Genomic DNA, 25,613 nt, shown 5'->3' on the forward strand with positions numbered 1-25,613 from the left:
CTTGGAAACCCGCGTTTGGTTCAGAGGTTCTCAAACAGTTGTGACAAACGGGTCGCTTCTTCGTCCAACCCGAACGGAGCATTGACCACAAACATCCCGGACCCGATCATACCGTGCCCCTGCCGCGCTGCTGAGAACATTACTTCGTGCTGCAAAATTCTGGGCAAGTGCATTTTTTTCAGTTCAGCACTCATTTGCAAATGCCGGTTGTCGGTCAAAATCGGATACCACAGAGCAATTACGCCAACATTCCATTTACGGTGAAGCTTACTGATGATGCCTGGCAATTGGGCATACTCCGACTTCATCTCATAGCTGGGGTCAATTAAAACCATCCCTCGACGGGGCGTAGGTGGCAGCAGGGACTGGGCGAGTTCATACCCGTCTTGTTTGTAAACCTTCGCATTTCCTGATGTCAGAGCCCGCGCCAGGGCCGCATGCTCTTGCGGATGCAACTCTGCAACGTGCAAACTGTCTTGCGGCCTCAGCAGATTGGCCGCGATCACAGGAGAGCCTGGATAATAGGCCTCGCCAAATCGGGCCTGCGTGGTAGAGATGGCGCGGGCTAGCGGATGGTTCGCTTCGAACCAGTCTTCGCGCTGAACCCTTTCGATACCCGCCGCAGCCTCGCCGGTCTTCAGCGCCTCGTCAGAATCCAAACGATACAGGCCGCGCCCGGCATGTGTTTCAACATAGCTCAGCGGTTTGTCCTTTTGCGTCAGGTAGGACAGTGCCCATGCCAGTAATGTGTGCTTTTGGACATCGGCCAGATTTCCAGCGTGGTAAATGTGTTGATATGAGAGCATGTTGCCTTCTAAAGTCCCTACCAATGAGGCGAAAAGGTGCTGATTACCGCAGAATCAGCCCTTTTACCGGGCGAGTTGGCACCCTATAAGTCATCCGTCCCGGAACCGTCGAGTCGCGGGCAGTAGAAAACATCTGACAGACAGGATCAGGGGAAACATGGGGATCTTTGACAATCTGGGCGGCCTGTTTACAGCGGACATGGCAATCGACCTCGGCACGGCCAACACTCTGGTATATGTCAAAGGGCGCGGTGTGATCCTTTCTGAACCTTCTGTAGTTGCATATCATGTCAAGGATGGTGTGAAGAAAGTTCTGGCCGTAGGCGAAGACGCCAAGTTGATGCTGGGCCGCACACCTGGCTCGATCGAGGCCATCCGCCCGATGCGTGAAGGGGTCATTGCCGACTTTGACACCGCCGAGGAAATGATCAAGCACTTCATCCGCAAAGTGCACAAGCGGTCTACATTCTCGAAACCCAAGATCATTGTTTGCGTCCCCCATGGCGCAACGCCTGTTGAAAAACGCGCAATCCGTCAGTCGGTTCTGTCCGCTGGTGCCCGCCGCGCGGGATTGATCGCTGAGCCCATCGCTGCTGCGATTGGCGCAGGCATGCCCATCACAGATCCGACCGGGAACATGGTCGTCGATATCGGTGGCGGTACAACCGAAGTTGCGGTCCTGTCGCTGGGCGATATCGTGTACGCCCGCTCGGTTCGCGTTGGGGGCGACCGGATGGACGAGGCCATCATCTCGTATCTGCGTCGCCAGCAGAACCTACTGGTGGGTGAATCCACCGCAGAACGGATCAAAACCACCATCGGAACCGCCCGCATGCCCGACGATGGGCGCGGTCAGTCCATGCACATTCGTGGCCGTGACTTATTGAACGGCGTGCCGAAGGAAATCGAGATCAGCCAGGCTCAGGTCGCAGAAGCGCTATCCGAACCTGTCCAGCAGATTTGCGAAGCCGTGATGACCGCCTTGGAGACTACGCCGCCCGATCTGGCCGCAGATATCGTGGACCGTGGCGTCATGCTAACAGGCGGCGGTGCCTTGCTGGGCGATTTGGATCTGGCTCTGCGCGAGCAGACCGGTCTGGCGGTTTCGATTGCCGATGAAAGCCTGAATTGTGTGGCTTTGGGCACCGGTAAGGCACTAGAATACGAAAAACAGCTGCGCCACGCGATTGACTACGAAAGCTAAGGCGCGCACCCTCTGAGACGAGGGTAGAATATCGGGCGCGAGCAACACGGGAAGGAGTCGTGTGGCAAAAGACCGATCACAGCGCGATGACTACACGACCCCCTTGCGCCGCTTGTTCCTGGGGATCGTTGTGCTGTGCCTGCTGGGAATCTTTGTCGTTTGGCGTATCGACAGCCCGCGTGTCGAACGCTTCCGCGCGCAAGTGGTGGATACCGTTGTCCCTTCGATGGAATGGGCAATGGTGCCGGTCACAGCCACCGTCAATCTGGTACGCGACTTCCAAAGCTATCAGCGTTTAAGCGAGCAGAACCAGGAATTGCGCAGCGAGCTGCGCCTGATGCGCGCATGGAAAGAGGCCGCGCTGCAGTTGGAGCAAGAGAATGCCAGACTGCTGGATCTGAACAACGTGCGTCTGGATCCACGCCTGACCTATATCACCGGTGTTGTGATGGCAGACAGCGGATCGCCCTTCCGGCAATCTGTAGTGCTCAATGTAGGTGAGCGGGACGGGATCGTAGATGGATGGGCCACGATGGACGGAATCGGGCTGGTAGGTCGCATTTCAGGAGTCGGTTCGGATACCTCTCGGGTCATTTTAGTGACGGATGCGTCCAGCGCCATTCCCGCCACTATTCAACCTTCGGGACAAACGGCACTGATAGCAGGGGACAACACGCCTGCTCCGGCCGTTGAGTTTCTGGAGAACCGCGAACTTGTCCGCCCCGGCGACCGTGTGATCACGTCGGGCGATGGCGGTGTTTTTCCGGCAGGTTTGCTAATTGGTCAGATTTCTGTCGACCCCGGCGGACGGTTGCGCGTGCGCCTTTCGGCTGATTTTGAACGGTTAGAGTTTTTACGCGTGCTACGATACCATGCGGCGCCTTTAATCCGTGACCCCGGGGGCATAGTCGGGCCGGAACGTCCCGAAGCAGCCCTCGCCCCAGAGGAGGCAGGCGATGGATAAAGCCGTCTCACATCTTTGGAGCATGCGCGCACTTTACGTGCTACTTGCGGTTTTCATCCTGTTTTTGCACCTACTACCTCTAGATACGCAGCCGGATCGTTGGCCGTTCCCCGATGTTCTGATTGCGATCACCTTTGCCTGGGTAGTGCGGCGCCCCGATTATGTTCCGACCCTTCTGGTAGCGGCAGTCATGCTTTTGGCGGATTTGTTGTTACAGCGCCCACCAGGTTTATTGGCCGCGCTGGTTGTGCTTGGCCTGTCTTATATGCGTTCAGCAGCACCCGGCATGCGGGACGCGGGCTTCGTCGGGGAATGGATATCGGTTGGTGTGGTAATCACTGCGGTATTCCTTGCGAACCGGATTACTCTGTCTCTCTTCTCGGTTGAACAATCTGCTGTGGGACCTGTCGCCATCCAATTGGTGCTTACGGTTATTGCATACCCAGCGATTGTATTACTCAGCCAAAGCATGTTTGGTGTGCGGCGCGTTTCCGCAGCCGATGCCAGTACGGTAGGATCCCGGGCATGAAGAACCGTCAAACCAAACCCAAGGGCCTCGCCCACAAGCGTCTGCCGCGTCGCGCGCTGATATTAGGCGGGTTGCAAGCTGCTTTCATTGGTGGGTTGGCCGCGCGCATGCGGTTCATGCAGGTGGATCAGGCCGACCAATATCGTCTTCTGGCAGAAGAAAACCGTATCAACATTCGTCTGATCCCTCCAACGCGCGGACGGATTTATGACCGGAACGGGCAGGTCATAGGTCAAAACACGCCATCCTATCGCATCGTTATCGTGCGCGAAGATGCCGGCGACTTGGATAAAGTGATTGCAAAGCTATCTGAGTTGATACCTTTGAATGACGATGAGATCGACCGTGCGCGGACCGAGATGCGCCGATCAGCCCCCTTCCTGCCGGTCACTCTGGCTGATCAGGTGACCTGGGAAGATATCTCAAAGGTCGCCGTCAATACACCAGCCTTGCCGGGTGTCACACCCGAGGTCGGCCTGACGCGACAATACCCCAGCTACGAAGATTTCGCCCACATCGTAGGGTACGTCGGCCCAGTCAGCGATTATGATCTGAGCCAGATCAACGACCCCGAGCCGGTGCTTCATATTCCCCGTTTCCAAATTGGCAAGGTCGGACTGGAAGCCAAACAGGAAACCGCATTGCGTGGTAAAGCCGGTGCAAAACGGGTGGAGGTCAACGCCACGGGCCGCGTGATGCGCGAACTGGACCGACAAGAAGGTCAACCGGGTGCTGACCTCCAATTGTCGATTGATGCCGACCTTCAGGAATACGCACAGGCCAGGCTGGCTGGCGAAAGCGCAGCGGCTGTTGTTCTGGATTGCGAAACAGGTGATATCCGGGCCATCAGTTCGGCCCCCAGCTTTGATCCGAACCTTTTTGTTCGGGGGATCTCGGTCGCAGATTATCAGACGCTGACGCAAGACAAGTACCGCCCGCTGGCCAACAAAACCGTGCAGGGCACCTACCCGCCAGGATCGACCTTCAAGATGGTCACCGCGTTGGCCGCACTTGAGGCAGGTGTGGTTGGTCCCAGCAACACGGTCTATTGCCCCGGTTATCTGAAAGTCGGTAGCCGACGGTTCCACTGTTGGAAACGCGGCGGACACGGCACGGTCGATCTGGAACTTTCGCTGAAACGCAGTTGCGATGTCTACTACTATGACGTTGCTCTGCGCGTTGGGATCGACAAGATATCCGAAATGGCACGCAAGCTTGGTCTGGGTGTGAAACATGACATCCCCATGTCCGCAGTGGCAGCGGGTTTGGCCCCAAATCAGGAATGGAAACGGCGGGTTCACGGTGAAGATTGGCTGGTCGGCGACACCGCAAATGCCTCAATCGGTCAGGGCTTCATGTTAGCTTCACCGTTGCAACTGGCTGTCATGACGGCTCGCATCGCAACCGGACGGGCAGTATCGCCCCGTTTGGTGCGTTCGGTCGATGGGATTGAACAACCATCCGGCGCGGGTGAGCCACTGGAAATCAACCGGTTCAACCTCGATCAGGTGCGCAAGGCAATGTTCTCGGTTTCTAATAGCCGCCGGGGCACGGCCTATCGCAGCCGCATCATCGCTGATGAATTCCGAATGGCGGGCAAAACCGGCACCAGCCAGGTGCGCAACATCACGAAAGCCGAACGCGCCGCAGGCGTGATCCGTAACGAAGATTTGCCATGGGAACGTCGCGACCACGCACTGTTCGTCAGTTTCGCGCCCTATGACAACCCTAAATACGCAGTTGCTGTGGTTGTTGAACATGGCGGCGGTGGCTCCAAAGCGGCCGCCCCTGTTGCGCGGGATATCATGTTGCAGGCGCTTTACGAAGGAACACCTCCGCTCGAAGCCTATCCAGCAGGTGACCGAGAACGCATCAAGGAACAACAAAAACGGTTGGAGGGTGATCGTCGCCCCAAAGCGCGACCTGACGACAAGGACCGCGCATGAGCTATCTTGAATATGCGGTCAAGTCCACACCATCCGGGTTTCGCAAATTCCTGTACATGAACTGGCCGCTGACGCTGCTATTGATCAGTGCGGCCTGCGCCGGGTTCCTGATGCTGTATTCAGTAGCTGGCGGATCATGGTTGCCATGGGCCGAACCGCAAATGGAACGGTTTGGTCTTGGACTGGCGGTGATGTTCATCATCGCATTGGTACCGATCTGGTTCTGGCGGAACATGTCTGTATTGGCCTATCTCGGCGCGATCGCGTTGCTGGTTTTTGTCGAGCTGTTCGGGACCGTCGGGATGGGCGCTCAGCGCTGGATTGACCTTGGATTCATGCGCCTACAACCGTCCGAGGTGATGAAAATCACGCTGGTCATGCTGCTGGCGGCCTATTACGACTGGCTGCCGTCTTACAAAACATCGCGACCGCTGTGGGTGATCATTCCAGTTATCCTCATCCTGGTCCCAACCTTCATGGTTTTGCGTCAGCCAGACCTTGGCACTTCGATCCTGTTGTTGGCCGCAGGCGGAGGGCTGATGTTCCTGGCCGGCGTCCATTGGGCCTATTTCGCCGCTGTCATTGCCGCCGTCGTCGGCTTGATTGCAACCGTGTTCAACAGTCGGGGCACCGAATGGCAATTGCTCAAAGACTACCAGTTTCGGCGCATCGACACGTTTCTGGACCCGTCCACAGATCCATTGGGCGCGGGCTATCACATTACGCAATCTAAAATCGCTTTGGGATCAGGTGGCTGGAACGGGCGTGGGTTCATGCAAGGCACGCAATCGCGCCTCAACTTCTTGCCCGAAAAGCACACCGACTTCATCTTCACAACGCTAGCCGAAGAGTTTGGATTTGTCGGCGGGATTACTCTGTTGGTGCTCTACACGCTGATCCTGGTTTTCTGTCTGGTGACGGCCTTGTCGACCCGGGACCGGTTCTCGTCTCTGGTGACATTGGGCATTTCGCTAAACTTCTTCCTGTTCTTCGCCGTCAACATGTCGATGGTTATGGGGCTAGCCCCGGTCGTCGGCGTCCCACTGCCCATGGTCAGCTATGGCGGGTCGGCGATGCTGGTTCTGATGGCGGCCTTCGGCATTGTGCAAAGCGCCCATATTCACCGCCCTCGTTGATCTGAAAGGCCCTCAATGCCCGTGAACGTTCTGTTTTCCGCGCGCCCAGCCCTTTGGCCCGTGTACGAACCGCTGTTGACCAAAGGTCTGAATGATGCCGGACTGGACTTTGAACTGTCGACCGAGTTTGAGCCGGATCAGGTGGATTATGTTGTCTATGCCCCGAACGGCGGTCTACAGGATTTCACACCGCTGACGCGCCTCAAGGCGGTACTCAGCCTTTGGGCGGGAGTCGAGGCCATTGCTGGTAATGAAACGCTGACCGTTCCTTTGGCGCGCATGGTGGATCACGGGTTGACCCAGGGCATGACCGAGTGGGTCGTTGGCCATGTTCTACGCTACCACCTTGGGATGGACAGTCACATCACCGTTCAGGATGGTACCTGGACCCCGGACGCGCCACCTTTGGCCACCGAACGCTGTGTTTGCGTGCTGGGTTTGGGTGCATTGGGCCAGGCTGCCGTCCAATCCCTGGCCGCCTTGAACTTTCAGGTCATCGGGTGGAGCCGAACCCCCAAGGACATTCCCGGCGTGACATGCCTGCATGGAGCAGACGGGCTGAAATACGCACTGTCTCAAGCCGAAATTGTCGTGCTTTTGCTACCTGACACACCAGCGACGGAAAACACGATGAATGCTGAAACCTTGGCTTTACTTCCCGAGGGCGCACAGATCATCAACCCGGGGCGCGGCCCGCTTATCGATGATGACGCCCTGCTCATGGCTTTGAACTCGGGTCAGATTGGCCATGTGACGCTGGATGTGTTCCGGGTAGAACCGTTACCGCCCGAGCACCCGTATTGGGCACATCCCAACGTGACCGTCACGCCTCATATCGCGTCGGAAACGCGTCCTTTCACCGCCGCACAGGTGATTTGCGAGAACATTCGCAGGGGTGAATCAGGCGAGCCGTTTCTGCATCTGGTGGACCGCCAGTTGGGATACTGACGGCCTGGTTTGCTTACGCCGCGATCAGCCCGCGCCCTTTGAGCAGTGCCTCTACGCCGGGCAACCGGCCACGGAATGCGAGATACAGGTCTTCTGCCTCACGCGATCCGCCCGTCGAGAGAATGTTGTCCTCAAGCGCCTTGGCACGTTCCGGATCAAAGGCGCCTCCGGCCTCTTCAAACGCCGCGAAAGCATCCGCATCCATAACTTCGGACCACATATAGCTATAGTACCCTGAACTATAGCCATCACCTGCAAAGACATGGGCGAAATGCGGCGTCGCATGGCGCATACCGATCGCCTGCGGCATCCCGATTTCAGCAAGAACCTCAGTTTGCTTCGCCATTGGGTCCGGTGGCGCGTCGCCCTCGTGAAACGCCAGATCAACCAAGGCCGAAGCAACGTATTCCACAGTCTGGAATCCTTGATCGAAATTCGCGGCTTTCAGAACCTTATCCAGCATCTCTTGCGGCATCGGCTCGCCGGTTTCCGCATGGGTTGCGAATTCGGCCAGAACTTCAGGCACTTCAAGCCAGTGCTCGTAAAGCTGGCTGGGCAGTTCAACAAAATCGCGCGCAACACTTGTGCCCGAGATGCTTTCATAGGTCACGTTGGACAGCATCTGGTGTAAGGCGTGGCCGAATTCGTGAAACAGCGTGCGCGCATCATCATAAGACAGCAGCGCAGGGTCGCCCTTGGCGAAGTTGCAGACGTTGATGACGACGGGGCCCTGTTCCTTTGGAAACTTCGCTTGTGCCCGCATCGCACTGCACCAAGCACCAGACCGCTTTGAGCTACGCGCAAAGTAATCCCCAATGAACACCGCAACATGACGCCCGTTCCGCGTCACCTCCCACGCGCGGCAATCCGAGTGGTAGAGTGGCACATCCAGCGGTGCGAACTCCAAACCAAACAAGCGGTTAGCGCAGGCAAACGAGGCGTCGATCATCCGATCGAGTTGCAGGTAGGGTTTCAAAACCGCTTCATCCAAATCGTGCTCGGCCTTCCGGCGTTTCTCTGCATAGTATCGCCAGTCCCATGCTTCGAGCGGGCCATTGATGCCGTCATCCTGCATCATCTGTGTCAAAAGAGCTGCATCCGCATCTGCACGGGATTTGGCAGGCCCCCACACCTGCATCAACAGATCATGGACCCGATCAGGCGAGCGGGCCATTTCAGTTTCAAGCTTGTATTCGGCAAAACTCTCGTACCCCAACAGCTTCGCCCGTTCCTGACGCAATGCCAGGATTTCCGCAGCAATGGCGCGGTTGTCTGTCTCTCCACCATTTGCACCGCGCGCAGCCCAGGCGCGATAGGCCTTTTCCCGCAGGTCACGACGTGGTGAAAATTGCAGGAAAGGCACAATCAACGACCGAGAAAGCGTAACGATTGCCCCGTCCGCCCCTTTTTCCTGACCCGCAGACCGTGCCGCGTCGGTGACGAAATCCGGTAAGCCCTGCAGATCATCTTCGGACAAATCCATGTACCAATCACGCTCATCCGCCAACAGGTTTTGCGTGAAGGACGTACCCAGCGACGCAAGGCGCGACTTTATATCTTGCATCCTGGCATCGTCATCTCCTTGCAATGCGGCACCCGCGCGGACAAATCCCCGGTGGGTCAACATCAGGACGCGGGTCTGCTCATCGCTCAACTCTAATTCATCCCGCTGGTCCCACAAATCCGCAACCCGCTGAAACAGCGCTTTGTTCGAAGAAATGCCTGAAAAATGCGCCGACAGTTTCGGTGAAAACGCGCGCTGCAATTCTTCGCGCTTCGCGTTGCTGTCTGCACCGGCGATGGTGAAAAAGACCGACAGAACCTTGTCCAATTGCTCGCCGGCGGCCTCAAGCGCTTCGACGGTATTGGCGAAGGTGGGCGGCTGCGGGTTCTCAGCAATCGTATCGATCTGCGCGTTATGCGCCTGCATCGCCTGATCCAGTGCAGGGGCGAAATCATCATCCGAAATGTCGGCAAATGGGGCAATTTCGAAGGGCGTGGTCCAGTCGGACAGGATCGGGTTGGTCATTCGGATCTCCTTTGACCCTATAGCTATGCAGGCTTGATCCGATGATCCAGTGTGATCCGCAGTTATTCCGCCCCGGTGCCACAAATTGGGCAATCGGCGCGGCGCGACAACGTGATCTTTCGGCTTTCACCGTATAGCGCATCATAGATAAGCATCTCACCCCGCAAGGCCATACCTGCGCCCGTGATCACCTTGATCGCCTCAACCGCCATCATCGACCCCACCACACCGGGCAGCGGTCCAATCACGCCCGCCTCGGCGCAGGAGGGTGCTAGACCTTCGGCGGGGGCTTCTGGAAAGATGCACTGATAACAAGGGGCACCGTTAGCCGGATCAAAGACACTCAGTTGCCCTTCCCATTGCGACAACGCCCCTGAGATCAGAGGCTTTCCCGCTCCCACCGCAGTTCTGTTCGCCAGATAGCGCGTTTCGAAATTGTCGGTGCCGTCGAGGATCAGATCAAAGTCAGCAAATAGATCCGCCGCGATCTCTTCCCCAAGACGGCGATGATACGGCAAGACCACGACATTCGGGTTTTGTGATTCCATTGCCTGCTGCGCGGAAAACACCTTGGGCATTCCGATATTGCGATCGCGATGGATCACCTGCCGCTGCAGATTGGCATTTTCGACCACGTCATCGTCAATCACCCCAATCGTACCGACACCGGCAGCTGCAAGGTATTGCAGCGCCGGTGCCCCCAGCCCGCCCGCTCCGATCACCAGAACCCGCGCTTTTTTGAGTTTTTTCTGACCCGGCCCACCCAATTCGCGAAGCACGATGTGACGGGCATAGCGGTTCAATTCGGTTTCGGTAAAGCGGTCAGACGGTGGGTCTGGTTTCTGGGTCGAAGTCTGATCGGCACGCTTCCGCAGCGCCTTCAATCCACGACTGTACAACACAACCAAAACTACAAACCCTGCCAGTATCAGCCACAAGGCGGCAGACCCACCTGTTGCTTCACGCAAGGGATGCCCGTCCGGCAGGATCAACTGGGCCAAAATGACCCCGCCCAACAGAACGGCAACCGACAACATGCGAGCAGCGCGAGACACACCAGCGATATACCCGATGCCCCACAATCCGGCCGCAAGGATCAGAACCAGAAGCATCAGCCGCGACCGGTGGAGCCGAAACCACCTGCTCCGCGCTCGGTCTCACCCAAGGTGTCAGCCAACTCGAACGCCGCCTGCACGACCGGGGCCACCACAAGCTGAGCGATGCGTTCGCCATGGGTCACTTCAAATCGATCCTCGCCCGCATTCATCAGTATGACCCCCAATGGCCCGCGATAATCGCTGTCGATGGTGCCCGGAGTATTCGGCAGTGTGATGCCATGTTTCAGCGCCAGGCCCGAGCGTGGCCGGATCTGAACTTCGTACCCCAAGGGGATCTCGATCCGCAGACCGGTGGGCACCAAAGCGCGCTGACCGGGCTCCAACACAAGTGATACGCCATTTGGCAAGTTGGCACGCACATCTGCACCGGCCGCTCCGGGCGTTTCATACGCGGGCAAAGCCACCCTTACGTCAGCGCCCTCTTCGCGGATCACACGAATTGCGACCATATCTCTACCTCTTCTTTCAGGGCTTACAACTTCACCCGGCCAGAGCCTCGGCAATTTTCTGTGCCAGGCGGTCAGCCACGGCGTCTTTGCCCATGCGCGGCCATTCTTCGGCGCCAGAGCTGGAAATCAGGACAACAGCATTCTCGGACCCGCCCATGATACCAGTCGCAGGGCTGACATCGTTGGCTACGATCCAATCGCACCCTTTCCGATCCCGTTTGGCTGTTGCATTTTCGAGTACGTCGTTTGTCTCGGCGGCAAATCCGACCACAAGCGCCGGACGCCCTTGTTCCATATGCGAGACGCGTTTCAGGATGTCAGGGTTTTCGGAAAACGCTAGCGATGGCAGCCCATCCCGACTTTTCTTCAGTTTGCGATCCGACGCACCGGCCACATGCCAATCCGCGACGGCTGCTGCAAAAACACCCGCATCGACCGGCAATGCTGCATCGACGGCATTCGACATTTGTTGCGCAGTTTCGACATGTACAACCTGAACGCCTTGGGGCGGCGGCACATCGGCCGGGCCAGTGACGAACACCACCTCGGCGCCCAATGCAGACAGCGCACGGGCCAATGCTGTACCCTGTGCCCCTGATGATCGATTGGCAATATAGCGCACCGGATCGATCGGTTCGTGTGTCGGACCGGACGTGACGAGAATTCGTTTTCCCTTTAGCGGACCATCCGCAAGCTGCGCTTCGATCGCGGCAACAATCTCCAATGGTTCCGACATTCGACCCGGGCCATACTCGCCACAGGCCATATCACCCTCATTGGGGCCGACAAACCGCACGCCATCTTCCTGCAACTGTTCCAGATTGCGCTGAGTCGCCGGATGATCCCACATGCGCACATTCATCGCCGGAGCACATAAAACAGGCGTGTCCGTTGCCATCAGCAAGGTTGAGGCCAGATCATTCGCCAGCCCACCGGCCATCTTGCCCATCATGTCTGCAGTAGCCGGGGCAACGACGATCAGATCAGCGGAGCGAGACAATTGGATATGCCCCATCTCGGCCTCGTCGGTCAGATCAAAAAGAGCGCGATAAACCTTTTCGCCCGCTAGCGCCGACGCTGAGAGCGGCGTCACAAATTCCTCGGCAGCGCGAGTTAGAACCGGGGTAACTGTCGCCCCGCGCTCCTTGATCCGCCGGATCAGATCCAGCGACTTGTAGGCCGCAATCCCACCGCCAATGATCAGCAGAATACGTTTGGATGCCAGCATGCTTAGCCCTTCCCGTCCCGGTCGGCCCCGACATTAGGCAACGCCACCGCGTAGTTCCAGCGGTTAATTCTGTGCCTCGAAGGCTTTGCAGGGGTCTTCGCGATCCACGCCAGGGCTGTCGATCACTGCGTCAAATGCGCCATCCACGACGCCATCCTCGGATTGACCTAGTGCAAAAACCTTCAGACCCGGCTGCAGACGCGACAGGAATGTCGGAATTCCGCGATCCTTGCGGGCGTGACCATTGCCTGTGATCACGGCAACCGGACCGTCAGTTTCATCCATCGCCCGTAAGATTGCACGCGCCAAAACGGCGTCTCGCAACCGCTGAATGGCGACCATCTGCGGCAGTGATTCGACCGGTATGGCGTTGCAATGGGCAGCTAGTTGATCGGCTTCGCGTGCTGCCTGATCCTCCGGTGATAAGGAAACGGTCAGCCCATAGCGTGCTGCGTCAGCGCCCAGCGCGGTAGCTGCACCACGCTGCATCGCTGCCCGGGCCGCGCTGCGCGGCACCATGGCGCCATAGACTGGGGCGTTCGACGCCTGAAACACGGGATAATACATGCTTAGCGGTGGCCAACCCGTTTCAGCCCAACGCAGAATACGGCCCAGTTCTTCCGGATTGGACGCAGCCGTTTGTGCAAGGCGCTGAGCGCCTTCTTCCGTCACCATTTCCCAGACAACAGCCGAGGGCGCAATGGCGTCGATCGCCTCGGTTTGTACCAGATGATGCTGGGGGTTGTCATGAACCTCGCCCAAGATGACCACGTCAGCGGATTGCATCGACGCAAGTGTATCTTCGGGGATCAAGTCTTGGGTCAGGCCCGGGCGCGCCATCGCTACCGTAACCGCAACTGAACACACCAGAATCGCAATTTGTTTCATGCGATGAAGTGTTGCACCTCACGCGATTGCGCTTCAAGGTTCTTACGCATTTTTCCAAAGGCCGCGGCCTCTAACTGACGCACGCGCTCCTTGGACAACCCTAGCTCATTTCCCAGGCTCTCAAGGGTTCGTGCGGGTTCGCGCAGCTTGCGTTCGCGCACGATAAATCTTTCGCGGTCGTTGAGCGATTTCATCGCCGTCAGAAGCCATTCGCGCAGTTGTTCCGTGTCGTGATTAAACTCGACCTCTTCGGCGGCCTGCGTGCGTTCGTCTTCAAGCGCATCTATCCACTCGCGCCCGTCCTCATCCGACGATTGCACTGCATTTAGTGAGAAGTCTGAGCCAGACAGACGCCCTTCCATCATTTCGACATCGCGCAAGGGCACCCCAATCTCGGTCGCGATCATCTGATGCAACTGATGGCGATCCAGTTCCTGACCTTCGGTTGCTGCCTCGCGCTCCAGACGAGCCTGCACGCGGCGCATATTGAAAAACAAAGATTTTTGCGACGATGTCGATCCGGTCCGCACCATCGACCAGTTGCGCATGACGTAGTCTTGAATACTGGCTTTAATCCACCATACCGCATATGTCGAAAACCGCACACCGCGATCCGGGTCAAACTTGTCGGCCGCTTTCATCAACCCGAGACCAGCCTCCTGGATCAGGTCGTTCATGGGCGCGCCATATCGCTTGAATTTGGCCGCCATAGAAATAGCCAACCGCATGTAAGCCGTGATCAGACGATGCAAGGCCTGCTCATCCCGATCATCGCGCCAGGCATAAGCCAGCCGTAGCTCGGTCTCTGCATCCAGCAGCTCGGCCTTCATCGCTTGCCGCGACATCGAAAAATCGGACGCGTAGTCAAGTGCCATGAAACTCTCCCCTTTTCGCAGGCGCGGGCCGGGCTTGCCTTGCCGACCTATGGTCGATACGCAGAGCAAAACCAGGTGGATCACCCGAAAGGTAAGAATTATGAATCCCGATTTAACCTTTGTGCTTGGGGGGGCCGCATCCGGTAAGTCGGCTTTTGCCGAGCAACTGGTTGTTTCATCTGGAAAAAACCGCGTTTATCTTGCCACTTCACAAGTGTTTGATGACGAGATGCAAACGAAGATCGAGCGCCATGTGTCGCAGCGCGGCGCTGGCTGGCACACGGTCGAAGCGCCCTTTGATCTCGCACCGGTTCTGGCTGATCTAGACCCTGACCAGATTTGCCTGATCGACTGCGCCACCATGTGGCTTAGCAATCACCTGTTGGCCAAGCGCGATCTAAATCAGGAACAATCCGCACTGCTTGCGGCGTTGCGAACGTGCCGGGCGCAAGCCGTTATCGTCTCAAATGAAGTGGGCTATGGGATTGTTCCGGAAAACGCGCTCGCCCGGCAGTTCCGCGAGGCGCAGGGGCGGTTGAACATTGCACTGGCAGCGCAGGCCAATCTGGTCGTTCAGGTGACCGCTGGCTTGCCCCTGGTTTTGAAGGGCACCTTGCCATGACGCGCTTGCATCTGGTCCGACACGGTCCAACCCATGCCAAGACCATGGTGGGTTGGTCCGACCTTCCGGCTGATCTGAGCGATCATGCCGCCCTTGCAAGGCTGCAAAGCCACCTGCCGGAGGACGCTATCGTTGTATCTTCGGACCTGTCGCGAGCGATTGATACAGCAACAGCGATACAAGGGACACGCCACCGCCTACCGAACGACCCGGATCTACGTGAAATCAACTTTGGCAGTTGGGAGTTGCGCGGGTTCGCCGAAATCGAGGAAGAAGACTCCGACCGCGCTTTTGCCTATTGGGACAATCCCGGTGATGTGCGCCCACCGCAGGGCGAAAGCTGGAACGAAGTCCGCGCACGGGTTGACGCCGCGGTAGACGCATTGATGGCCCGCTACGCTGGCGCCGATCTGGTGGTCGTTGCCCATTTCGGAGTGATCCTGACTCAGGTTCAGCGCGCCATGAATCTTGAGGCGCAGCAAGCATTCTCTCATCGGATCGACAACCTTTCGGTCACCGATATTGCGTATGACGGTATCATGTGGACCATGGGCACAATCAATCATCTGCCGTGATGATGCAGCGCACAAATCACTGATTTACTGATATGTGAGCATACGCCATCGTCGGCTCATGACTTACGACTTATTTATTGGCGACCGATTGTTTTCCAGTTGGTCCTTGCGCGGCTGGTTGATGCTGAAAAAGTTCAACCTGCCCCATCGCACGCATATGGTTGGCTTGTATTCTGGGACCATGGCAAAAGAAATGGAGCCGCTTGCACCGGCCCGGTTGGTTCCGGCGTTGCGTTTACCAGAAGGCGCGGTCGTAGGCGAAAGCCTTGCCATGGCCGAGACCTTGGCCGAACGCCACCCCGAAGCGGGGTTGTGGCCGAAAGACCCCATTGCCCGTGCAACTGCGCGATGGCTATGTGCCGAGATGGTCGCCGGGTTCAACGCCCTACGCGGCGAGTGCCCCATGCAACTGCTTCACGCGTGGCAAGGCTTCACTCCCTCTGCAGAGAATTTGGCTGATGTGTCCCGCATCGAGGCGCTATGGGCCCATGCACGACAGGTATCTGGCGCGACCTCGGGTCCACTTTTCGGAACTTATTCATTGGCGGATGTGTTTTATACGCCGGTGGCCGCGCGCATTATCGGTTATGGCCTGCCTGTTTCCGCCCCCAACCATGCGTATTGTTTGGAGCTGCTGTCCGACATCCCGGTCAGGCAATGGCGTGCGATGGGCATCACAATCCAATACGATCCGTTTCCCTATCCACAAAACCTGACCTCTGACGTCTGGCCTGTTGGAGGCACTTCCACTGCTAACCCAATCGATAATGGCCCATCAATAAATACGGCATGCCCATATTCAGGCGATCCGGTGACTGACTTTCTGGAAATGGACGGTCAGTGCTGGGGTTTCTGCAACGCGTTTTGCCGCGACAAAACCGTGGCGGATCCAGAAGCCTGGCCAAAATTCACCGCCATGATCGACGCCGTTAACGATTCTTAAACTGCAGCCATGGCAGCAACGTCCTGTTAACCAAGAACAGGATTGCCATGGTTGCCCGCGCCCATACTGTTGCCTTCCAAGGGGTTGATGCCCGACCGGTCGAGGTGCAATGCGCCGTGTCACCCGGCCTGCCTGCATTTTCCATTGTAGGCCTGCCTGACAAGGCAGTGTCCGAAGCGCGCGACCGTGTCCGAAGCGCACTCAGCGCGATGGCGATTGCGTTGCCGTCTAAACGGATCACGATCAACCTGTCGCCAGCTGACCTGCCCAAAGAGGGCAGTCATTTCGACTTGCCAATCGCTGTGGCCCTGTTGTCAGCCCTCGAGATCATTCCGGCCGATGCCGCAGAAGGTGCAGTTGCATTGGGAGAGTTGTCGCTTGACGGATCTCTTGTGCCTGTGGTCGGTGCTTTGCCTGCGGCCATGACGGCGGCCTCAGACGACCGGACGTTACTTTGCCCGCGCGCGTCCAGTGCCGAGGCGGCCTGGGTCGACGCGACGCAAGTGATCGGGGCAGACTCGTTGGGAGATGTCGTGCGCCATTTCTCGGGCCAATCGCCACTGCCAGCAGCCCAACCTGGCGAGGTCAACCTGACACCCAGCGCCCGCGATTTGCGCGACGTGAAAGGTCAGGAACGTGCGAAACGGGCTTTGGAAATCGCGGCGGCCGGGCGACATCACCTGATCATGATCGGCACACCCGGGTCTGGTAAGTCCATGTTGGCGGCTCGTCTATCGGGGATTTTGCCGCCACTAACAGCGGTAGAAGCCCTTGAAACCTCGATGATTCAATCGCTTTGTGGCTTGTTGGACGAAGGTGGCATCAACCGCGCGCGTCCCTTCCGGGAACCCCACCATACCGCATCTATGGCCGCAATCGTCGGGGGCGGGAAAGGGGCAAAACCGGGTGAGATTTCGCTGGCCCATAATGGCGTTCTCTTCATGGACGAATTCCCCGAGTTTCCACGAACGGTTCTGGAAACCCTAAGACAACCTGTCGAAACTGGCGAAGTCATGGTGGCCCGCGCAAATGCGCATGTAAAATATCCTTGTCGTTTCATGCTGGTCGCTGCGGCCAACCCCTGCAAATGCGGATATCTGACCGACCCGTCACGGGCGTGTTCGCGCGCACCAGGATGTGGTGAGGATTATTTGAATCGCATTTCGGGCCCACTTATGGACCGGTTCGATATTCGGATTGAAGTGCCACCCGTCGGGTTTACCGACCTCGACCTGCCGCCGTCGGGCGACAGTTCCGCCACCGTTGCCGCACGTGTAGAGCAGGCCCGTTCAATTCAGGCCATCCGATTCAGTGACACACCATCGATCCGCCAAAACGCGGATATCGAGGGTGCGTTGTTGGAAGAGATTGCCTCGCCAGACACCGAAGGAAAGGAACTGCTTTTGAAAGCGGCTGACCGGTTTGGCCTGTCGGCGCGCGCTTTTCACCGGATTTTGCGCGTCGCCCGCACCATTGCCGATCTGGAGGGCGCCCCGGACGTATTGAGACCGCATGTGGCCGAGGCGCTAAGCTTTCGCATCAGCGCCAAGGTTATGGCTTAAAGCTTGGCCTCTATGGCTTGCCAGATTCTCTCGGCAATGTTGTCACCGTTAAACCGTTCAAGCTCCTGAATGCCCGTGGGGGATGTCACGTTAATTTCGGTCAGGTAGTCACCGATTACATCGATACCGACAAACACCTGCCCTTTTTCTTTCAGAAGCGGGCCAATGGCCGCGCAAATCTCCATATCGCGATCCGTCAGACCGATCTTTTCCGGGCGCCCGCCAACATGCATGTTCGAGCGTGTCTCACCTTCCGCAGGGACACGGTTAATCGCGCCAACCGGTTCTCCATCAACAAGAATGACGCGTTTGTCACCATTGCGAACATCCGGCAGGAATTTTTGCACGATCAAAGGCTCACGCGAGAATCCGGTGAACAGTTCATGCAACGAGGTCAGATTGCGATCATTTGCATCCAATCTGAACACCCCTGCCCCGCCATTGCCATACAGCGGCTTGAGGATGACATCGCCGTGTTCTTCTTTGAACGCTTTGATTGTCTGCAGATCACGGGCAATCGTCGTTGGCGGCGTTAACTCCGGGAACTCAAGAACCAACAGTTTTTCGGGGTAGTTTCGCACCCAAAACGGGTCATTCACCACCAACGCCTGCCCCGTAAGCCGGTCCAGCAAATGCGTTGAAGTGATGTAGTGCATGTCGAAAGGTGGATCCTGTCGCAGCCAAACAACATCGAAATCGGCCAGATCCACTTCACGCTCGGGGCCCAGCACTGCAGGATCACCCACTACGCGCTGAACTGTCATGTCATGACCACGTGCCGTAATGCGCCCTTGTTGATAGGCCAGTTGGTCAGGCCCATAAAAAAACAAGCTGTGTCCGCGCAGCTGCGCCTCTTCCGCCAATCGGAAAGAGCTGTCGGCGTTGATATCCACGGCCCCGATCGGGTCCATTTGAAAGGCGATTTTCATGACGTGTCCTTCAGCTTCACGCCCGATACATGGCCCAGCACGTCGGGTGGTTCAATGGTGTTTACGCATAGCCAAAGGCGTTTTCGAGAATTTGAATTCCGCCAGACGCATCCACAAGCGCCGCATCGAAGCGGACATTCGTCAATTGTCCAGCCGGTTCATTCTCAAGAAACTGCGCTGCCGAGGTGCAGATACGTTTTGTCTGACGGGCGGTGATCCGAGCGGCCGCCATTTCGAAGCTTGCGCTTTTCTTGACCTCTACGAAAACCAAAACTTCCGCGCCACGCGCGATCAGGTCAATTTCACCGCCTGCCCCACGCCAACGGTGATGCGCGATTGTATAGCCGCGCCGCTCATAGTCAGTTGCGACCTGAAGTTCAGCGGATTGCCCGGAATGGAAGGATACCGAACCGCGAACTGATCGCTTGACCATGTCATCCCTTTCCCAGTTTCAGCGCTTTTTGATAAATCGGACGCCGCGGCAAGTTGTACATTTCTGAAATCAAATCCGCTGCATCCCTGACCGAATGCGTTTCCAACGCTTTTTGCAAAGCCTCTTCTACATCAGACTCGTTAACGCTTTGCGAATGGCTGCGGTCCACCAGCAGCACAACTTCTCCTTTGACGGTCTTGCCTTTGTAACCCTCCGCCAATTGGCCAAGTGTGGCCCGCCGAACTTCTTCGAATTTCTTAGTCAGTTCGCGGCACAGCGCGGCTTGACGGTCTGCGCCTAAAACATCTGCCAGATCGGACAAACTGCCTGCGATGCGCTTTGGCGATTCGTAAAACACAAGCGTCCCGGGGATATCACGCAGTGCCTCAATCCGAGCACGCCGTGCACCGGACGCGTTTGGCAGAAAGCCCGCAAAAAAGAACGCATCTGTCGGCAGGCCTGCCAGCGTCAAGGCAGCCAAAACGGCGGACGGACCGGGGGCACATGTCACCAGGTGACCGGCTTCCGCCGCCTGCTTGCCAAGATCGTATCCCGGATCAGCGATCAGTGGCATTCCGGCCTCGGACGCGTAAGCCACCGAGTGGCCCTGCGCCAGCGCTTCCATGATCTTGCCGCGCGCGCCAGTTCCGCTGTGATCGTGGTACGCCTGGATCCGCCGCCCTTCCAGCGGCACACCATGGATTTCCATCAGGCGGCGCAAGCTGCGTGTATCCTCGGCGGCGATCACGTCGGCAGATGCCAGCGTGTCCAGCGCCCTGAGCGTAATATCGCGCGCAGTCCCGATCGGAGTGGCAACAAAGTACAGGCCCGCAGCCAATCTTACCTTTTGGAAATTCAAAGCTGGACCCTCACAGCGTGACGTTTATTATCGCGGCTCGATAGAACAGCAGCGCCCATAGCCGCCGGATCAGGGAGTTTTCATTTAGATGTTTACCGTTTGCAAGCCCGTACGCAAGCTGGCGAAGGCTGGCGCCGCCCTGGCCATCGCAGCTTTTCTGGCCGCATGTGAACCGGGTGCCATTGGCGGTGGACCGTCGATTAACACCTCCAAACCTGTTCCCGTCGCACTGCTGGTTCCCCGATCCGGCGATGCCGCATTGGCGCAAAGCCTGGAAAACGCAGCGCGGCTGGCGATGTCGGATTTGCAGAACGTACAGATCGACCTGAGGGTTTATGACACGGCGGGCAACGCAGGCACCGCCTCGACGGTGGCGCAACAGGCGGTTGCGGATGGCGCCAAGATCATCATCGGTCCGGTTTACGCTCAGGCCGCAAATGCAGCTGGCCTGGCAGTCCTGAGCAGCAAGGTCAACGTGTTGTCCTTCTCGAATAACACCAGCATCGCTGGCGGTAATGTCTTTGTTCTGGGACCTACCTTTCAGAACACGGCCAATCGCCTGGTCAACTACGCCGGCAGCCAAGGCAAGACCGGGACAGTCATCGTACACAGCAATGATGCTGCCGGTCAGCAGGGTCGCGCGGCAATCGCCACGGCTCTGGGGGGCAGCCGGGTCAACAATGCCGGAACAGTCGGATACGACCGCTCACAGCAGGGCGTGATCAATTCGGTGCCGAACATCAAGGCGACCGTCGATTCAAGCGGCGCGGATTCGATTTTCCTGACCGCGACAACCGCTGGTGCGCTTCCACTTTATTCTCAGTTGCTGCCAGAGGCGGGCGTTTCGCCGTCGACCACGCAATTCATCGGCCTGACCCGATGGGATATCCCGCCACAAACGCTGGAACTGCCCGGCGTTCAGGGCGGTTGGTTCGCTCTGCCTGACCCGTCCAAAGCGCAAAGCTATCGCCAGCGGTACAACGCGACATATGGCGAGGCCCCTCATCCTATCAGCGGCCTGGCCTATGACGGAATCGCAGCCATCGGCGCTTTGGTCAGCCAAGGCAAATCTGATGCGCTGACCGGAGCAGCGCTGACGCAAAATGCCGGTTTCCAAGGAGTTGGTGGCATCTTCCGCCTGCGCCCGAATGGCACCAATGAACGCGGTCTGGCCGTCGCCACGATCCAGAACAAACAGGTGGTTGTGATTGACCCTGCCCCACAAAGCTTCTCTGGCGCCGGTTTCTGATCGGCCCAACAGAATGATTCCGCCCAGCGGAGATCTGATCTGTTCGACCGAAGACATTTTTGACAGCATGAATGTCAACACACGGTTGGCCGAGGCTTTTGAGAACGTTTCAGACAATTCAGCAATGCGCGCAGAAACTGTGCGCATTCTTCGGGATGCGCAAAAGATCGGCCGCAAGGTGATCGCTGATGCGTTTGCGGCCCAACCATTTGAGGCACGCTGCCTTACACGATCATACACCTACCTGACAGACTGTCTTGTCTGCACTGCCATGCAAGTCTCGAGCGAGCGGTTGCACCCCCTTGCCACGCCGACACAGGGCGAGAAAATCGCCGTGCTTGCTGTTGGCGGATATGGACGCGGGGAAATGGCGCCGTCATCAGATGTCGATCTGCTTTTCCTGACCCCATACAAGATTACGGCCTGGGCCGAGAGTGTGATCGAATCCATGCTCTACATCCTTTGGGACTTGCGGTTGAAGGTCGGTCATTCATCGCGAACAATCAAAGATTGCCTGCGTCTGGGCGCAGATGATTTCACGATCCGAACAGCCATGCTGGAACAACGTTATTTGGCCGGGGACAAGGCGTTGGCCGCCGAACTGGATCAGCGGCTTAAGACCGATTTGTTTAAAGGCAGCGAGCGCGAGTTCATCGAGGCCAAGCTGCGCGAACGCGAAGAGCGTCACCACAAACAAGGTGAACGCTATGTGGTCGAACCCAACGTCAAAGAAGGCAAGGGCGGTCTGCGCGATTTGCAATCGCTCTACTGGATCGCAAAATACGTCTACGGTGTTCAGGATGTGGCCGAGCTTGTGCCTTTGGGACTGTTTACGTCCGAAGAATTCAAAACTTTTGTCGAAGCCGAGAATTTCCTTTGGGCCGTCCGCTCTCACCTGCATCTGGTGACCGGTCGCGCGACGGAACAGCTGACGTTTGACATGCAGGTCGAAGTCGCCGCCAGAATGGGATACGAGGATCGCGCCGGGCGCCGCGCGGTTGAAGTGTTCATGCAACGCTATTTCCGCGAAGCCACCCGAGTGGGAGAGCTTACACGGATTTTCCTGACAAAACTGGAAGCGCAACACATGAAAGGCGCTCCTCTGCTGGAGCGCATTTTCCGACGCCGCCCACGCGTCAAACCAGGCTATAGCGTTGTGCATGGCCGCCTTGATGTCGCCGATCCAGACAAGTTTCTGTCTGACAAACTCAATCTATTGCGTTTGTTCGAAGAGGGCCTGCGCACGGGTATGTTGATCCATCCCGACGCAATGCGGCTGGTGACGGCACACCTGAACCTGATCGATGATGACATGCGTAACGACAAAGAGGCGCGGCGCATCTTCCTTGATCTAATGCTGAAACACGGAAATCCCGAACGCGCGTTGCGACGAATGAACGAGTTGGGTGTTCTGTCGGCTTTCCTGCCCGAATTCGAGCACATCGTCGCGATGATGCAGTTCAACATGTATCACAGCTATACGGTGGACGAACACACGATCCAGTGCATCGTCAACCTGGCGCAAATCGAACGTGGCGAGTTGATCGAAGCGTTGCCACTGGCCTCGTCGATCTTGAAAGGCGGCGTGAACCGCAAAGTGCTGTATGTGGCGCTGCTGTTGCACGACATCGCCAAAGGCCGCCCCGAAGACCATTCGATTCTAGGGGCGCAAATTGCACGAAAAGTGGCCCCACGATTGGGGTTGAACAAATCAGACTCTGAGACTGTGGAATGGTTGGTTCGCTATCACCTGCTCATGTCCGATATGGCGCAAAAACGTGATATTTCTGACCCGCGCACAGTGCGGGATTTTGCCAAGGCGGTTAAGACGGTCAAGCAGCTGGATCTGCTGACAGTTCTGACAGTCTGCGACATTCGCGGCGTCGGACCAACGACGTGGAACAACTGGAAAGCCACGCTGCTGCGCGCCTTGCATGCGGAAACCAAGCGCGCGCTTGAGACCGGCATGGAAGACCTGAACCGCGCCAATCGCGGAACCGAGGCCAAGAAAGCACTACGGGCAGCATTGGGGGCGTGGGCCAAAGCTGACCTTAAGTTGGAAACAGGGCGTCACTATGCGCCCTATTGGCAGGGTCTGAACCTGGCGACACACGTAGAGTTTGCCGAAATGTTGCAAGCGCTGGAACACAGCGGAGATCCCGGAGCCATGGAAATCCGGCTGCACCCTGATGAAGATCGCGATGCCACACGCGCCTGCTTTGCCATGGGGGATCATCCCGGTATCTTCGCGCGTATTGCTGGCGCTCTGGCCCTGGTTGGGGCAAACGTGGTTGACGCGCGCAGCTACACCACCAAGGACGGCTATGTGACGGATGCGTTCTGGATTCAGGATGCCGAAGGCCATCCGTTCGAAGCCTCGCGCCTGCCGCGCCTGACCCAGATGATCCACAAGACCCTTAAGGGCGAGGTCGTGGCGCGTGATGCCTTGAAATCCCGCGACAAGATCAAGAAACGCGAACGTGCCTTCAATGTGCCAACCCATATTACTTTCGATAATGACGGGTCCGAAATCTACACGATCATCGAGGTTGATACCCGCGACCGGCCCGGTCTGCTGTATGATCTGACCCGAACGCTGGCAGCGGCCAATGTGTACATCGCCAATGCGGTCATCGCGACCTATGGTGAACAGGTGGTCGATACGTTCTACGTCAAGGACATGTTTGGTCTGAAATATCATTCCGAAAGCAAGCAACGTGGATTGGAAGCTAAGTTGCGCACGGCGATAACCGAAGGTGCGGAGCGCGCGGCCTCATGAAACAGATCCGGCTGTTTTCGGGCCTGTTCACGGTCGGATTCTGGACCTTGGCCAGCCGCATCCTTGGATTTTTGCGAGAAATCCTGCTGACCGCCTATATAGGGCCGGGGCCGGTGATGGACGCGTTTGTTGCGGCATTCCGCCTGCCCAACATGTTCCGCCGTTTCTTCGCCGAAGGGGCCTTTAACGCGGCCTTTGTTCCGATGTTTTCGAAACGGCTGGAAGCGGACGAAAACGCGCAAGGTTTCGCTCAGGATGCTTTTAACCTGCTGGCTGCTGCAGTGCTTGCATTGGTCGGTTTGGCGATGGTCTTCATGCCAGGTCTGGTCTGGCTGACGGCCGAAGGGTTTTACGGTGATGAGCGCTTCGATTTGGCGGTCGATTATGGCTATGTCGTCTTTCCCTATATTCTATTCATGTCTCTTGCGGCACTGTTCTCAGGGGTTTTAAACGCGACTGGCCGATTTGCTGCCGCTGCTGCTGCGCCCGTATTACTGAACATATTTGCCTGCACAGCCCTGATCGCCGGAGCGGTCTCTGGCGGCGAAATCATCAGGTGGTTGATCGCAGTCATCCCGATTGCTGGCGTTGCACAATTGGCGTTGGTATGGGTGGCGACTGAACGCGCAGGCATCCGCATCCGGCCAAGTATGCCGCGCATTAGCCCTGAAATGCGCCGTATGGTTCGCATCGCTGTTCCGGCAGCACTGGCGATGGGGGTAACCCAAGTAAACCTGGTTGTCGGGCAGTTGGTGGCGTCAAAAACCGAAAAGGCGGTCAGTTGGCTGTTTGCCGCGGACAGGTTGTATCAACTGCCACTGGGCGTTGTTGGCATAGCCGTTGGAATTGTGCTGCTACCCGATTTGTCGCGCAGGTTGCGCGCGGCTGACAAGACCGGTGCCAGAAACGCGTTTTCGCGCGCGGGTGAATTTACTTTGCTGATGACACTGCCCTCGACCGTTGCATTTTTGATCATTCCAAATCCGCTGGTCTCGGTCCTATTCGAACGCGGGCAATTCAGCGCCGAAGATACCGCAGCGACCGCGTTGGCGGTTGCCATATACGGCATCGGATTGCCCGCGTTCATGCTACAGAAACTGCTCCAACCGCTGTATTTTGCGCGCGAAGACACAAGATCACCGTTTCGCTATGCCGTGGCCGCCATGGTCATCAATGCAGGGCTTGCCTTTGGCCTGTACCCGCTTGTGGGTTGGATTGCTCCAGCCATCGCAGCGTCGGTCGCCGGATGGGCGATGGTGGCCTTATTGGCGATCGGTGCGCGGCGCATGGGGGACGAGGCGCGTTTTGACGACCGATTAAAACATCGGGCATGGCGGATCGTTGCAGCCTCGTTAGGGATGGGGGCAGTTCTTTATGCAGCAATCCATCTGTTTGGCTGGACACTTGAAGTGCCGGGCTGGCGGTATGTCGCCCTACTGGTTTTGATCAAAGTTGCGGCCGCCGCGTATTTCTTTCTGGGTCACGTCTTCGGAGCGTTTGAGATTTCGGATTTCAAACGCGCCCTGCGCCGTTCGTAGTAGG

Annotated in this window: 23 protein-coding genes; 13 read left to right on the top strand and 10 right to left on the bottom strand. The window is 57.5% G+C overall.

Annotated elements, in window-relative coordinates; translation table 11 throughout:
• Nucleotides 1-20 precede the first annotated feature (20 nt).
• Nucleotides 21-806 carry a 23S rRNA (adenine(2030)-N(6))-methyltransferase RlmJ gene (locus tag Q1B21_RS09295; protein ID WP_299888709.1) on the bottom strand — a complete coding sequence of 262 codons (786 nt, stop codon included), beginning with the start codon at nucleotides 804-806 and terminating at the stop codon, nucleotides 21-23.
• Nucleotides 807-963: 157 nt separating this feature from the next.
• Between Q1B21_RS09295 and Q1B21_RS09300 the strand changes: the two genes are divergently transcribed.
• From Q1B21_RS09300 to Q1B21_RS09325, 6 genes are all read left to right on the top strand, one after another.
• Nucleotides 964-2,010: a rod shape-determining protein gene (locus Q1B21_RS09300; RefSeq protein WP_005978801.1), complete on the top strand. Its 1,047-nt coding sequence runs from the start codon at nucleotides 964-966 to the stop codon at nucleotides 2,008-2,010.
• Between the two features lie 61 nt (nucleotides 2,011-2,071).
• Complete coding sequence (gene mreC, locus Q1B21_RS09305; RefSeq protein WP_299888712.1) at nucleotides 2,072-2,974, top strand: rod shape-determining protein MreC; 903 nt, start codon at nucleotides 2,072-2,074, stop codon at nucleotides 2,972-2,974.
• Nucleotides 2,967-3,503, top strand: a complete 537-nt coding sequence (locus Q1B21_RS09310; RefSeq protein WP_299888715.1) for a rod shape-determining protein MreD — start codon at nucleotides 2,967-2,969, stop codon at nucleotides 3,501-3,503. Before mreC ends, Q1B21_RS09310 begins: the two co-directional genes overlap by 8 nt.
• Nucleotides 3,500-5,449, top strand: coding sequence for a penicillin-binding protein 2 (gene mrdA, locus Q1B21_RS09315; RefSeq protein WP_298935264.1), 1,950 nt, complete (start codon nucleotides 3,500-3,502; stop codon nucleotides 5,447-5,449). Before Q1B21_RS09310 ends, mrdA begins: the two co-directional genes overlap by 4 nt.
• Nucleotides 5,446-6,585 carry a rod shape-determining protein RodA gene (gene rodA / locus Q1B21_RS09320; RefSeq protein WP_298935265.1) on the top strand — a complete coding sequence of 380 codons (1,140 nt, stop codon included), beginning with the start codon at nucleotides 5,446-5,448 and terminating at the stop codon, nucleotides 6,583-6,585. The genes mrdA and rodA overlap by 4 nt, the downstream gene beginning before the upstream one ends.
• A 15-nt stretch (nucleotides 6,586-6,600) precedes the next feature.
• Entirely contained in the window at nucleotides 6,601-7,533 is a 933-nt protein-coding gene (locus tag Q1B21_RS09325; RefSeq protein ID WP_299888719.1) for a glyoxylate/hydroxypyruvate reductase A, read from the top strand.
• A gap of 13 nt (nucleotides 7,534-7,546) precedes the next feature.
• Here the strand turns inward: Q1B21_RS09325 and Q1B21_RS09330 are convergent, their stop codons facing one another.
• From Q1B21_RS09330 to Q1B21_RS09355, 6 genes are all read right to left on the bottom strand, one after another.
• A complete protein-coding gene (locus tag Q1B21_RS09330; RefSeq protein WP_299888722.1) occupies nucleotides 7,547-9,562 on the bottom strand; it encodes a M3 family metallopeptidase in 2,016 nt (671 codons plus the stop codon).
• Between the two features lie 62 nt (nucleotides 9,563-9,624).
• A complete protein-coding gene (locus tag Q1B21_RS09335) occupies nucleotides 9,625-10,674 on the bottom strand; it encodes a molybdopterin-synthase adenylyltransferase MoeB (protein WP_299888725.1) in 1,050 nt (349 codons plus the stop codon).
• Nucleotides 10,674-11,129 carry a dUTP diphosphatase gene (gene dut / locus Q1B21_RS09340; RefSeq protein WP_299888728.1) on the bottom strand — a complete coding sequence of 152 codons (456 nt, stop codon included), beginning with the start codon at nucleotides 11,127-11,129 and terminating at the stop codon, nucleotides 10,674-10,676. The genes Q1B21_RS09335 and dut overlap by 1 nt, the downstream gene beginning before the upstream one ends.
• A gap of 31 nt (nucleotides 11,130-11,160) precedes the next feature.
• Entirely contained in the window at nucleotides 11,161-12,357 is a 1,197-nt protein-coding gene (gene coaBC, locus Q1B21_RS09345; RefSeq protein ID WP_299888730.1) for a bifunctional phosphopantothenoylcysteine decarboxylase/phosphopantothenate--cysteine ligase CoaBC, read from the bottom strand.
• A gap of 63 nt (nucleotides 12,358-12,420) precedes the next feature.
• Entirely contained in the window at nucleotides 12,421-13,245 is an 825-nt protein-coding gene (locus tag Q1B21_RS09350; RefSeq protein WP_299888733.1) for a ChaN family lipoprotein, read from the bottom strand.
• Nucleotides 13,242-14,120, bottom strand: coding sequence for an RNA polymerase factor sigma-32 (locus Q1B21_RS09355; protein ID WP_298935273.1), 879 nt, complete (start codon nucleotides 14,118-14,120; stop codon nucleotides 13,242-13,244). The genes Q1B21_RS09350 and Q1B21_RS09355 overlap by 4 nt, the downstream gene beginning before the upstream one ends.
• 100 nt (nucleotides 14,121-14,220) lie before the next feature.
• On the opposite strand from Q1B21_RS09355, the gene cobU reads away from it, so the two are divergent.
• From cobU to Q1B21_RS09375, 4 genes are read left to right on the top strand one after another with little or no spacing between them, the layout of a single operon-like run.
• Entirely contained in the window at nucleotides 14,221-14,742 is a 522-nt protein-coding gene (cobU, locus tag Q1B21_RS09360) for a bifunctional adenosylcobinamide kinase/adenosylcobinamide-phosphate guanylyltransferase (protein ID WP_299080810.1), read from the top strand.
• Nucleotides 14,739-15,317 carry a histidine phosphatase family protein gene (locus Q1B21_RS09365; RefSeq protein ID WP_299888737.1) on the top strand — a complete coding sequence of 193 codons (579 nt, stop codon included), beginning with the start codon at nucleotides 14,739-14,741 and terminating at the stop codon, nucleotides 15,315-15,317. The genes cobU and Q1B21_RS09365 overlap by 4 nt, the downstream gene beginning before the upstream one ends.
• A gap of 58 nt (nucleotides 15,318-15,375) precedes the next feature.
• Nucleotides 15,376-16,260: a glutathione S-transferase gene (locus tag Q1B21_RS09370; protein WP_299888740.1), complete on the top strand. Its 885-nt coding sequence runs from the start codon at nucleotides 15,376-15,378 to the stop codon at nucleotides 16,258-16,260.
• A gap of 47 nt (nucleotides 16,261-16,307) precedes the next feature.
• A complete protein-coding gene (locus Q1B21_RS09375; RefSeq protein WP_299888743.1) occupies nucleotides 16,308-17,822 on the top strand; it encodes a YifB family Mg chelatase-like AAA ATPase in 1,515 nt (504 codons plus the stop codon).
• Here Q1B21_RS09375 and gshB read toward each other — a convergent pair.
• From gshB to rsmI, 3 genes are all read right to left on the bottom strand, one after another.
• Nucleotides 17,819-18,751, bottom strand: coding sequence for a glutathione synthase (gene gshB / locus Q1B21_RS09380; RefSeq protein ID WP_299888746.1), 933 nt, complete (start codon nucleotides 18,749-18,751; stop codon nucleotides 17,819-17,821). The genes Q1B21_RS09375 and gshB overlap by 4 nt on opposite strands.
• Before the next feature lie 61 nt (nucleotides 18,752-18,812).
• Nucleotides 18,813-19,184, bottom strand: a complete 372-nt coding sequence (locus Q1B21_RS09385) for a YraN family protein (protein WP_299888749.1) — start codon at nucleotides 19,182-19,184, stop codon at nucleotides 18,813-18,815.
• A gap of 1 nt (nucleotide 19,185) precedes the next feature.
• Complete coding sequence (rsmI, locus tag Q1B21_RS09390) at nucleotides 19,186-20,043, bottom strand: 16S rRNA (cytidine(1402)-2'-O)-methyltransferase (RefSeq protein WP_299888752.1); 858 nt, start codon at nucleotides 20,041-20,043, stop codon at nucleotides 19,186-19,188.
• A gap of 88 nt (nucleotides 20,044-20,131) precedes the next feature.
• Here rsmI and Q1B21_RS09395 point away from each other — a divergent pair, with 88 nt between their 5' ends.
• The 3 genes from Q1B21_RS09395 to murJ are packed head-to-tail and all read left to right on the top strand — an operon-like array spanning nucleotide 20,132 to nucleotide 25,609.
• The gene (locus Q1B21_RS09395; protein WP_299888755.1) at nucleotides 20,132-21,292 is read left to right on the top strand and encodes a penicillin-binding protein activator; all 1,161 of its coding nucleotides are present in this window, start codon (nucleotides 20,132-20,134) and stop codon (nucleotides 21,290-21,292) included.
• A 13-nt stretch (nucleotides 21,293-21,305) separates the two neighbouring features.
• Nucleotides 21,306-24,071 carry a [protein-PII] uridylyltransferase gene (locus Q1B21_RS09400; protein WP_299888758.1) on the top strand — a complete coding sequence of 922 codons (2,766 nt, stop codon included), beginning with the start codon at nucleotides 21,306-21,308 and terminating at the stop codon, nucleotides 24,069-24,071.
• Nucleotides 24,068-25,609 (top strand): murein biosynthesis integral membrane protein MurJ, encoded by a 1,542-nt coding sequence (murJ, locus tag Q1B21_RS09405; protein ID WP_299888761.1) that lies wholly within the window; start codon nucleotides 24,068-24,070, stop codon nucleotides 25,607-25,609. The genes Q1B21_RS09400 and murJ overlap by 4 nt, the downstream gene beginning before the upstream one ends.
• Nucleotides 25,610-25,613 lie beyond the last annotated feature (4 nt).

The organism is uncultured Ruegeria sp. (genome assembly GCF_947504215.1).
GTDB lineage: Bacteria > Pseudomonadota > Alphaproteobacteria > Rhodobacterales > Rhodobacteraceae > Ruegeria.

What these genes read in the sequence shown, in the direction of transcription:
- Q1B21_RS09385 (WP_299888749.1), bottom strand. Translation starts at nt 19,184, where the DNA reads ATGGTCAAGCGATCAGTTCGCGGTTCGGTATCCTTCCATTCCGGGCAA.
- Q1B21_RS09400 (WP_299888758.1), top strand. Translation starts at nt 21,306, where the DNA reads ATGATTCCGCCCAGCGGAGATCTGATCTGTTCGACCGAAGACATTTTT.
- Q1B21_RS09365 (WP_299888737.1), top strand. Translation starts at nt 14,739, where the DNA reads ATGACGCGCTTGCATCTGGTCCGACACGGTCCAACCCATGCCAAGACC.
- rodA (WP_298935265.1), top strand. Translation starts at nt 5,446, where the DNA reads ATGAGCTATCTTGAATATGCGGTCAAGTCCACACCATCCGGGTTTCGC.
- coaBC (WP_299888730.1), bottom strand. Translation starts at nt 12,357, where the DNA reads ATGCTGGCATCCAAACGTATTCTGCTGATCATTGGCGGTGGGATTGCG.
- Q1B21_RS09295 (WP_299888709.1), bottom strand. Translation starts at nt 806, where the DNA reads ATGCTCTCATATCAACACATTTACCACGCTGGAAATCTGGCCGATGTC.
- Q1B21_RS09330 (WP_299888722.1), bottom strand. Translation starts at nt 9,562, where the DNA reads ATGACCAACCCGATCCTGTCCGACTGGACCACGCCCTTCGAAATTGCC.
- murJ (WP_299888761.1), top strand. Translation starts at nt 24,068, where the DNA reads ATGAAACAGATCCGGCTGTTTTCGGGCCTGTTCACGGTCGGATTCTGG.
- gshB (WP_299888746.1), bottom strand. Translation starts at nt 18,751, where the DNA reads ATGAAAATCGCCTTTCAAATGGACCCGATCGGGGCCGTGGATATCAAC.
- dut (WP_299888728.1), bottom strand. Translation starts at nt 11,129, where the DNA reads ATGGTCGCAATTCGTGTGATCCGCGAAGAGGGCGCTGACGTAAGGGTG.
- Q1B21_RS09350 (WP_299888733.1), bottom strand. Translation starts at nt 13,245, where the DNA reads ATGAAACAAATTGCGATTCTGGTGTGTTCAGTTGCGGTTACGGTAGCG.
- Q1B21_RS09335 (WP_299888725.1), bottom strand. Translation starts at nt 10,674, where the DNA reads ATGCTTCTGGTTCTGATCCTTGCGGCCGGATTGTGGGGCATCGGGTAT.
- cobU (WP_299080810.1), top strand. Translation starts at nt 14,221, where the DNA reads ATGAATCCCGATTTAACCTTTGTGCTTGGGGGGGCCGCATCCGGTAAG.
- Q1B21_RS09395 (WP_299888755.1), top strand. Translation starts at nt 20,132, where the DNA reads ATGTTTACCGTTTGCAAGCCCGTACGCAAGCTGGCGAAGGCTGGCGCC.
- Q1B21_RS09300 (WP_005978801.1), top strand. Translation starts at nt 964, where the DNA reads ATGGGGATCTTTGACAATCTGGGCGGCCTGTTTACAGCGGACATGGCA.
- Q1B21_RS09370 (WP_299888740.1), top strand. Translation starts at nt 15,376, where the DNA reads ATGACTTACGACTTATTTATTGGCGACCGATTGTTTTCCAGTTGGTCC.
- mrdA (WP_298935264.1), top strand. Translation starts at nt 3,500, where the DNA reads ATGAAGAACCGTCAAACCAAACCCAAGGGCCTCGCCCACAAGCGTCTG.
- Q1B21_RS09325 (WP_299888719.1), top strand. Translation starts at nt 6,601, where the DNA reads ATGCCCGTGAACGTTCTGTTTTCCGCGCGCCCAGCCCTTTGGCCCGTG.
- Q1B21_RS09375 (WP_299888743.1), top strand. Translation starts at nt 16,308, where the DNA reads ATGGTTGCCCGCGCCCATACTGTTGCCTTCCAAGGGGTTGATGCCCGA.
- Q1B21_RS09355 (WP_298935273.1), bottom strand. Translation starts at nt 14,120, where the DNA reads ATGGCACTTGACTACGCGTCCGATTTTTCGATGTCGCGGCAAGCGATG.
- Q1B21_RS09310 (WP_299888715.1), top strand. Translation starts at nt 2,967, where the DNA reads ATGGATAAAGCCGTCTCACATCTTTGGAGCATGCGCGCACTTTACGTG.